This is a genomic window from Streptococcus sp. 27098_8_69, from assembly GCF_041432445.1.
Classification (GTDB): Bacteria; Bacillota; Bacilli; order Lactobacillales; family Streptococcaceae; genus Streptococcus.
The window spans coordinates 49,006-58,152 of record NZ_JAPVZO010000014.1; the positions used below are offsets into that span (position 1 = coordinate 49,006).

At 40.8% G+C, this 9,147-nt stretch carries 8 protein-coding genes and 1 riboswitch; of the genes, 1 reads left to right on the forward strand and 7 read right to left on the reverse strand.

Annotation, left to right across the window (positions count from 1 at the left end; genetic code table 11):
- Positions 1-159 precede the first annotated feature (159 nt).
- The 7 genes from O3658_RS06355 to cls form a co-directional block, all read right to left on the reverse strand.
- Positions 160-2,592 (reverse strand): ATP-dependent Clp protease ATP-binding subunit, encoded by a 2,433-nt coding sequence (locus O3658_RS06355; protein ID WP_371560138.1) that lies wholly within the window; start codon positions 2,590-2,592, stop codon positions 160-162.
- Between the two features lie 6 nt (positions 2,593-2,598).
- The gene (locus tag O3658_RS06360) at positions 2,599-3,057 is read right to left on the reverse strand and encodes a CtsR family transcriptional regulator (RefSeq protein ID WP_001237459.1); all 459 of its coding nucleotides are present in this window, start codon (positions 3,055-3,057) and stop codon (positions 2,599-2,601) included.
- 115 nt (positions 3,058-3,172) lie between these two features.
- Complete coding sequence (locus tag O3658_RS06365) at positions 3,173-3,901, reverse strand: ABC transporter ATP-binding protein (protein ID WP_371560140.1); 729 nt, start codon at positions 3,899-3,901, stop codon at positions 3,173-3,175.
- Positions 3,901-4,908 carry an ABC transporter substrate-binding protein gene (locus O3658_RS06370; protein WP_371560142.1) on the reverse strand — a complete coding sequence of 336 codons (1,008 nt, stop codon included), beginning with the start codon at positions 4,906-4,908 and terminating at the stop codon, positions 3,901-3,903. The genes O3658_RS06365 and O3658_RS06370 overlap by 1 nt, the downstream gene beginning before the upstream one ends.
- A gap of 37 nt (positions 4,909-4,945) precedes the next feature.
- Positions 4,946-5,704 (reverse strand): ABC transporter permease, encoded by a 759-nt coding sequence (locus O3658_RS06375; RefSeq protein WP_371560144.1) that lies wholly within the window; start codon positions 5,702-5,704, stop codon positions 4,946-4,948.
- Positions 5,667-5,957, reverse strand: a complete 291-nt coding sequence (locus O3658_RS06380; RefSeq protein ID WP_371560146.1) for an MTH1187 family thiamine-binding protein — start codon at positions 5,955-5,957, stop codon at positions 5,667-5,669. The genes O3658_RS06375 and O3658_RS06380 overlap by 38 nt, the downstream gene beginning before the upstream one ends.
- Before the next feature lie 77 nt (positions 5,958-6,034).
- Positions 6,035-6,137, reverse strand: a riboswitch (TPP riboswitch).
- A 107-nt stretch (positions 6,138-6,244) separates the two neighbouring features.
- Positions 6,245-7,777 carry a cardiolipin synthase gene (gene cls, locus O3658_RS06385; protein ID WP_371560148.1) on the reverse strand — a complete coding sequence of 511 codons (1,533 nt, stop codon included), beginning with the start codon at positions 7,775-7,777 and terminating at the stop codon, positions 6,245-6,247.
- Between the two features lie 522 nt (positions 7,778-8,299).
- Here cls and O3658_RS06390 point away from each other — a divergent pair.
- A partial coding sequence (locus O3658_RS06390) for a transposase (RefSeq protein WP_371560150.1) occupies positions 8,300-9,147 on the forward strand: 848 nt, incomplete at its 3' end.

The following is a 9,147-nucleotide window of genomic DNA, read 5'->3' on the forward strand; positions in this document are numbered from 1 at the left end:
AAACATTGCTGCATGATAAGAATTTTTTACTTGATATGCAAAACCGGATCAGGAGAATTCTGTTTTGAAATCCTTAAAATAAATGCACAATCCAAGTAGCTATTTGGGCAACAACTTTTCAAAAAAGAGGCTGAAACAATCTGTTTCAACCTCACATTTTTAAACAATCTCAAATTTTAATTGACCAGCTTTAACACCAATTTTCAGAGTCTTGCCAGCTTCCAATTCACCTTTAAGGAGAAGCTCTGCTAGTTTGTCTTCTACTTCTGTTTGCAGAGTTCTGCGCAGTGGACGAGCCCCCATCTCTGGATCATAGCCTTGCTGAGCTAGAAGTTTAAGGGCAGATGCTTGGAGTTTCAAGTCAATTCCTTTTTCTGCTAGGCTTGCAATCAATGGTTTGACCATAATCTTAACTACTTCCTGCATATCTTGACTTGACAAGCTATGGAAGACTACCTTCTCATCAATACGGTTGATAAACTCTGGACGATAAGCCTTTTTCAGCTCCTCAAACATACGTTTTTCCATATTTTCTTGGTCAAAACGAATATCCTTAGCTCCAAATCCAACTGTTTTATCATCACGAAGGGCTGTTGCACCAAGGTTTGACGTCATGATAATAATGGTATTTGAGAAATCAACCTTGCGACCTTTACTATCTGTCAGAACCCCGTCGTCCAAGACTTGTAAGAGGACATTAAAGATGTCTGGGTGCGCCTTTTCTACTTCGTCAAAGAGAAGTACTGAGTACGGTTTATTGCGAACCTTCTCGGTCAACTCTCCACCTTCTTCGTAACCTACATAACCTGGAGGAGCTCCGTTAAGACGGCTGGCTGCGAATTTCTCCATATACTCACTCATATCAAAGCGGATAAGAGCTGATTCGTCATCAAAGAGGACTTCTGCCAAGGCCTTGGCCAACTCGGTCTTACCAACACCTGTCGGTCCTAGGAACATAAAGGATCCAATTGGACGTTTATGACTACGAATACCAGATTGGTTACGGCGAATAGCACGACTGATACTAGATACAGCCTGTTCCTGTCCGATCACACGTTTATGCAGTTCAGCTTCAAGGTTGAGATACTTCTTGGCATCCGTTTGTGTCAATTTTTGCACAGGAATTCCTGATAAGCGACTCAAGGTAGTCAAAATATCAGATTCTTCTACTACATCTTTATAAACAGGTACTTCCTGCTCTTTTGCAATGAGTTGAGCTGCTTGCTTCCATTTTCTATCCATCAAGGCCTTATCAGCTGGTGTTAAACCTGACTCTTCTTGTTTAGCGTGTTTCGATTTATTTTGCACTGTTGCTGCCGCTTCATCCAAAAGATCGATTGCTGAGTCTGGCAAATGACGACTCGTCAAATAACGATGTGCCATTTTGACAGCTGTTTCGACTGCATCGTCTGTAATTTGGACATGGTGGTGTTTCTCATAGGTTGCTTTCAAGCCCTGCAAAATAGCCATACTATCTGCTAAACTTGGCTCCTCAATCATCACCTTTGCAAAGCGACGAGAAAGGGCTGCGTCTTTTTCGATGTGCTTTTGATACTCTTCCTGAGTAGTCGCACCGACAGTTCTCAGAGTTCCACGCGCCAAGGCAGGTTTTAGGATATTGGCCGCATCCAAGGTCGAATCAATCCCACTTCCTGAACCCATAATGGTATGAAGCTCATCGATAAAGAGGATGACCTTGCCATCTTCCTCGATATCTTTGATGATATTGTTCATACGTTCTTCAAAGTCTCCACGGAAACGAGTTCCCGCAACCACATTCATCAAATCAAGCTCTAAAACTCGCATTTTAGCCATCTCAGTTGGTACATCTCCGTTGGCAATACGTTGCGCAAGGCCAAGTGCCAACGCTGTTTTACCCACACCTGCATCTCCAACTAAAACTGGATTGTTTTTAGTTTTACGGCTCAAGATTTGAATCATACGAGAGATTTCTTGGTCACGCCCGATGACTGGTTCCAATTTACCTGAGCGAGCTTGCTCTGTAAGATCATGCGTATAATCTTCCAAACCTCCACTTGGTGTCTGAGGCATGCCCATCATATTAGCCATAGAATTTTGCTTGTCCGCTACCGTACGATGGCGTTGACGAAGGGCCTTCAAATCATCTCTAGTCCAACCAGCACGCGCTTCAAGACTACGACGAAGTCCAGCAATCTTGACCTGATCCTTCTGATCTTCGTAAGAAAATCCCGCTTTTTCTAGAATACGAGTAGCCAAGGCATTGCCATCATGTAAGATAGCATAAAGCACGTGCTCTGTTCCTAAAATCTTGGCATGCACCACAGAAGCTACATGCTCTGCTTCCAACAACAATACCTTCAAACGGTGTGAAAAAGGCAACTCCTGATAATTTTCCTTATCGCTATACTTTGTTTCAGTCAGCTCTACAGCAACTTCCTCCAGACGATCAATCTCATAGGGAAATTCATTTAAAGTCGCCCCAGCTACACTGTAACTATGATTGGCCATAGCAATCAATAGGTGCCAAGACTCTAGGTATTCTGCCCCAAAATGACTTGCGACCAGAAAGGCACTGTCTATACATTCTTTCAATGCTTTTGAATATTTCATTTAGTTCTATTTTCCTTTTCTATCTACCTCTTGTAATAACTGCCGGAGCATATTGGCACGGATAAGATTGGCATCCTCACCTAAAACCCGGTCTGTCGCCATCGCTAGTAATAGATTCATCTCCTGACGAGTCACTAAATCCTGTTCAAACAAGAGTCTTAAAACATCTTCAAAGATAACTAGGCTGACTTCTTCGCCCACCGAATACAGTAAATCGCGGAGCATTTCATGGTGGTTTGAGAATTCAATCCGTCCTATACGAATGTAGCCACCACCACCACGCTTACTTTCAACCAAGTATCCCCTGCTTTCTGTAAAACGAGTCTTAATCACATAGTTAATCTGACTAGGAACAACCTGGAAAGTATCTGCCAACTGACTCCGTTGCAACTCCACAATACCAGATTGATCTAAAATTGCCTTGATGTAGGCCTCAATATGATCTGATGTATTTTTAAGTCTCATAACAAACCCACCTCTCTTTAAACCTTGACTATCTTTGACTATTATACCGAAATTTTTTCATTTTTAAAAGAAAAAGGGGCTGGTAATGAATAATCCTCACCAACTCCCTATCTTTCTAATTATTTAAGCCTAATTCTGCCAAGATTTGACGTTTGTAGGCAATCTTTTGGACTTCCTTGTCCTCGTCTTCAGACCAATCTAGTTTAATTTCAGCAACAATCTGCCCCGGGCGATTTTTCAAGATATAAATCCGATCACTAAGGTTAAGGGCTTCCCCGATACTATGCGTAATGATGAGTGTCGTCAGGCCTAGCTGTTTATGAATATCAAGATACCAGGTATGAAGTTCCATTTTGGTCATCTCATCCAAGGCACTAAAGGCCTCATCTAAAAGAAAGAGCTTGTGCCCAAAAAGGTAAGTGCGGAGTAAGGCCACACGCTGGCGCATTCCACCACTAAGCTCATGAGGATACTTATCCCGTACAGCCGTCAACTGAAAGGTAGCAAGGATTTCGTCTGCACGGGCAATGGCTTCCTCCTTATCGACCTTTTGAATCAAGAGGGGCAGGATGATATTGCCAAGAACGGTCTTGTGTTCCAAAAGTAGATCCTTTTGTAGCATATAACTCACGCGCCCCTTGGGATTTTCCTCTCCGTCAAGTACAATTCGCCCTGACTGGACTTCTAAAATGCCTGCAATCAGGTTAAAGAGGGTAGTCTTTCCTACACCACTAGGTCCCAGGATAGAGACCACTTCACCTGAAGTCACTTGCAGGTTAATATCCTCTAAGATCTTTTCATCATCGTAGGCATAGCTTACGTGTTCTAGTCTAATTTCTGTCATTATTTTACAAATTCGTTGGTAAATCCTTTATCAGTCAAGTCTTCCTTGAGGATTCCATTTTCCTTATCCCATTTGTAGAAGGTATTCCAACGGTCAGCATCAAATTGTCCCCATTTGTCCTTGTCGCTTGCGTATTCTTTTGACAAGTATTTCTGAGATTCGATAACAAAGTCACGTTTATCCTTAAGCTCTGGAGCATTCTTGATGAGGATATCTGCAGCTTCTTCTGGGTGCTCCATAGCGTATTGGTAGCCTTTTTTGATGGCTTGGATGACTTTGCGAGCTTCTTCCTTGTTGTCTTTCAGATAGTCGTTGTTAGCGATGATAACAGGTGAGTAGTAGTCAAACTCTTTTACATAGTCTTTCAAATACATAAAGTTTGCATCCACACCTTGAGATTTGGCAAGGATTCCATCCCAACCGTAGTAAATCCAGGCAGCATCAAAAACGCCATTGGCAATCGGAGTGATAGAGTTTGAGTCGTTGTTTGGTACTTTTTCGACCTTCTCAAAGTCTCCGCCTTGAGATTCTACCAAGGTTTTCAGCATAGCAAGCTCAGTTGGATCATTCCAGGTTCCGTATTTCTTACCAACCAAGTCTTTTGGACTGTTGATATTGTCAGACTTACGAGAGATAATTCCTGATGTATTATGTTCTACAATCGCTGCAACGGCAGTAATACCTGCACCTTTTTCTAACTTCTTAGCCATGTAATCTTGGAAATACACTGCAAATGGTGCCTTACCATTGATAACCAAGTCAGAAGAACTTTCTTCTGGTGGCAATTTCAAATCAACATCCACTCCAGCTTCCTTGAAATACCCTTTTTCTTTGGCTACATAAAGTCCTGTATGGTTGGTATTTGGTGTCCAATCTAGGATAAAGTCAATTTTTTTGAGTTCTGCTTCTTTGTTATCCTTAGAAGCAGTTCCTTGGCCACAAGCCACAAGCACGACAGCCACAAGAGCTGTTACAATCGTTAAAAACACTTTCCATGTTTTCTTCATTTTTATTTCCTCTTTTCTTTTTCCAAAACGCTCTATTTTAAGTACGTTTCCATTTAATCACATATTTTTCACTAATATCAACCAACTTCATACCCAAAAGGCTGATCAGCGATACCAGAATAATAATCGCAAACATGGTATCATACTGAAACAGTTTCTTGGACTGAATCATGTAGACACCTAGTCCTTCAAAGCCTCCCAACCACTCGGATACCACTGTTGTGATAAAGGCGTAGGAGACACTGACCCTCAAACCTGCATAAAAGTAAGGCAGGCTGACCGGGATTTTAAAATGCCACAGGATTTGCCAAGGATTGGCTCGCATCAGACTAAACAAGGTCAGCATATCCTTGTCACAATGCCTAAAACCATCCAAAATGCTGACGATGATAGGGAAGGTTGTCGTCAAGATAATCAAGACAATCTTGGGCAAGATTCCGTAACCTAGCCACAAGACCAGTATAGGGGCTATGGCAATGGTTGGTATGGTCTGGACAACTACCATCATGGGGTAAATTAAATCATTTAGCCAGCCCAGACTATCCATAAGGACAGCCATGATACAGGCTATCAAGACTCCCAACACTAGACCTAACAAGGCTACTTTCAAGGTTGCCCAGCTATGGTACCAGAGAAATTCTCTATCACGAACAAAAGAATGGAGGATTTCAAGTGGTGTCGGCAAGATAAACTTTGGTAGGAGTTTTAACAATCCCGCTAACTGCCAAAGAGACAAGATACCCAAAAATCCTAGCATACTAATTTGCCGTCTCATTATACTTTTCAAGTTTCTCATCGATACTTAAAATCTCTCCTATATTTATTTTCACATTGGCAAAAACATTGTCTGCCTCTTGACCCGCTACTTCTAGTGCTTCTTTGAGAATGCGCATGAGTTGATCAAAATCTCCCTCTAAAACTGTTTCAAAGGGTGTCACCACCATGGACACTCCTTGAGCCTGCAGATAAGCAATGACTTGATCAATAAGGGCTATGCGGTCAATCCCTTGTGACAGGGGTAAGACTTGTAAAGCAATGCTTGCTTTCATTAAAACCTCCTTCTAAGTTACAGTTTTTCTTTGTAAAAAAAGAAAAAACCTCTTTCATATATGAAAAAGGTGCAAAATTAGGCCAAGTATTCGTTCCCTACGCTGGCATTACCCAGATCAGGTGCGGTCGAAGTTTAACACTTCCTCTCAGACTGTACACAGACTCCCATATATTATATGGACATATGATAACGCAAAATAAACAAGATGTCAAGGAAACTGCTTACAGAAAAAGAGACGGCAAAACTTCTCTTTCTCTAATTATACAGATGAACTAGCTCTTTCGATTAAAGCATAGGGGCGAATAACTGAGCTACTTCTTTGATTAATGTTTGATACCAGGTAGGCTTGATTGTTCCAGAAAAAATTTCTTGCGACTCTTCAAAAATTTCTTCAAAGTCCTTACGAATATCTACAATCGATGGTGTTTCATATAATAAAACTGCATTTTCATAGTGGTGAACTAAGCTTCGATAATCAAGATTTATGGTTCCAACAACCGCAAATCGATCATCAACAATCATTTGCTTACTATGGATAAAACCAGGAGTATACTCGTAGATACGTACACCAGCAGACAAAAGATCAGGATAAGAACCTCGAGTTACTAACTGTATGAGCTTTTTATCTGGGATAAATGGAGTTATAATTCTCACATCTACGCCTCGCATAGCAGCATTTTTGATATCCTCTGTCAAATCATAATCAATAATGAGATAAGGCGTGGTGATATAGACAAAATCTTCCGCTTGATTAATCAGGTTTTGATAGACGATTTTACCCACCTTCATTCTATAGATAGGCTTGGGTCCACTTCCATATGGGATACATAGACCGCTACCTGGTCGTGTCTGATTTTCCAAATGATACTGATCAAAATCACTGATTTCTCCACGGTTGATATACCAGTTCATTAGAAATAGTCTTGTAAAGGCTTGAGTCGCCGGACCATCGATCCGAATTCCACTATCCTTCCAATGTCCAAAACGTTCAATCTGATTGATGTATTCGTCTGCAAGATTAATGCCACCAGTATAGGAAATCTGCCCATCAATGACTAATATTTTTCGGTGGTCACGGTTATTATAGGCCACCGTCATACGAGGAATCACCTTATTAAACTTATGAGCATCGATCCCTTTAGACCGCAAATGAACCGTATAATCTCCCGGCAAGGTCACCATACAACCAATATCGTCGTAGAGCATCTTGACCTCAACTCCCTGAGCTGCCTTTTCTTCCAGAATCTCAAGCATGCTATCCCACATCAATCCCTCTTCGACAATGTAGTATTCTAGAAAAATAAATTTTTTAGCTCTCTTTAGATCCTCCAGCATCTGTTGCCACATTTTCTCACCATTTGCAAAGAATTGTGAGTCTGTCTGATCATAAACTTCTGCATTACTGTCCATATGCAATAAGGCATTGATAATCCCGTAGGCAGATTTATCAGTTTTCTGTATGTCTTGATGAAGACTATGTTCGCGCTTTTCATGAGATGTGATAGAACGAAGTTCCTGTAATTGTTTAAATTCCTTTTTTGATAACCGACGCTCACCAAACATGATATAAAGCAAGGGGCCAAAAACAGGGACAAAAGTGACAATCAACCACGTCACCTTGCTTTCAGGAGACATAGAACGATTGACAATGGCTAAAACAGTCGCCACGCTGACAAGAAATACAAGAGCAACCCAAACAAGTGGAGCAATCTGGCTCATGTAAAGAATGACTGCAAAAACTACAAATAATTCTATCAGAATAATCGCAATGCTAAAACCATACTTGGACATCAATAGTCGAAATTTTCTAGTCCCCATAACTCCCTCTCAATTTCTAAATAAACTCCAAAGCAACTAGCTGAAAGCGCTTGTTACCTTCTAGTATACTTACTTTCATAAAACTTAGCAAGTCTTTTCTGTTTAGGCCGATAGTTCTACCTATAAAATCATTTAAAAAAGTCTGCGACAAAATAGTTCTCAGCCACAAAAAAGCTAGATATTCCCAATTGTGGAACTCTAGCTTTTTATAGTGGCTCTATAATATTTGTAGTGGGTAAATCCCCTATAGATATTATGGAGCCTATTTTGTTGTAGAAAACATACTAAGATTAGTAGTGAGAAAATCTCCGACGGGAGAGAGTACTCACTACTTTTTCTTTATGTTAAAGTAGAGGTGTCTTGTAAAGTCGTAGGGCTCTTTGGCGCTAGACGTCGCTTGACAAACTGGAAAGACACCTGTTTTAGGTGGAATTTGATCAAAGTATGTGGGACGCTAGACGTCGCGTATTGAAAATAAAATCACTAAAACACGGAATTATTCAAGACAAAAGAGGTAATATCATGCGTACAGTATTTGGGATTGATGTGAGTAAGGCAAGTTCTGAGGTGGCAATTTTAGTCAACGGTGAAAAGATTCATGGATACACTATGCTCAATGACGCCATTGGCTTCAATCGTCTTTTGAATGACTTGAAAACTGTTCATAACCCTGAGATTATATTTGAAGCTACTGGTGTCTATTCTCGGCGTCTTCGAGCCTTTCTTGAGGAATACGGCTACGCTTATACACAGCTGAATCCTCTGGAAGCTAAGAAGCAACTGGACAGTCTGCGAGTTCGTAAAACAGACAAAATTGACGCTGAAAAGTTGGCTCATTCTCAGTTTATACTCAATCGTAAACCAACTTATGCGCAGGAAGAAGTTTATCAACACCTGCGTGATTTAAGCCGTTTCTATCAAAATCTTACAGAAGACATTGTTAGAGCTAAAAACCGTCTACACAAGGTCTTACAAGTCACCTTTCCTGAATTGGAAAATCTCTTATCCACACCAACTGGAGAGCAATATTGGAATTTAGTGATGGCTTTTCCATGCAAAGAGTTTGTAGTAAACCTATCTCAAAATGAATTGTGTAAGATTATCCGTCAATCTACCTCCAAACGAATCTCTGAAAAGCATATTGCTTACCTGACTGATAAACTTATAAAACTCGCTAAACAATCTTTTTGTGCGGTCAAGAAAATCTCCCCAATGCTTGAAGAGGTTCGTTACTATGCTCAAGAATTGCTTCGTCTTTCTGAGCACAGACAGGTTGTCTTAGACGACATGGTAGCTCTAGCTCAGCCTTTACCAGAGTATGACATCTTACGTTCAATTCCTGGCATCGCAGAAACCACAGCGACATCTAT

Coding starts and splice junctions, on each gene's coding strand:
- O3658_RS06365 (WP_371560140.1), bottom strand. CDS start 3,901: ATGACAGAAATTAGACTAGAACACGTAAGCTATGCCTACGATGATGAA.
- O3658_RS06370 (WP_371560142.1), bottom strand. CDS start 4,908: ATGAAGAAAACATGGAAAGTGTTTTTAACGATTGTAACAGCTCTTGTG.
- O3658_RS06355 (WP_371560138.1), bottom strand. CDS start 2,592: ATGAAATATTCAAAAGCATTGAAAGAATGTATAGACAGTGCCTTTCTG.
- O3658_RS06360 (WP_001237459.1), bottom strand. CDS start 3,057: ATGAGACTTAAAAATACATCAGATCATATTGAGGCCTACATCAAGGCA.
- cls (WP_371560148.1), bottom strand. CDS start 7,777: ATGGGGACTAGAAAATTTCGACTATTGATGTCCAAGTATGGTTTTAGC.
- O3658_RS06380 (WP_371560146.1), bottom strand. CDS start 5,957: ATGAAAGCAAGCATTGCTTTACAAGTCTTACCCCTGTCACAAGGGATT.
- O3658_RS06375 (WP_371560144.1), bottom strand. CDS start 5,704: ATGAGAAACTTGAAAAGTATAATGAGACGGCAAATTAGTATGCTAGGA.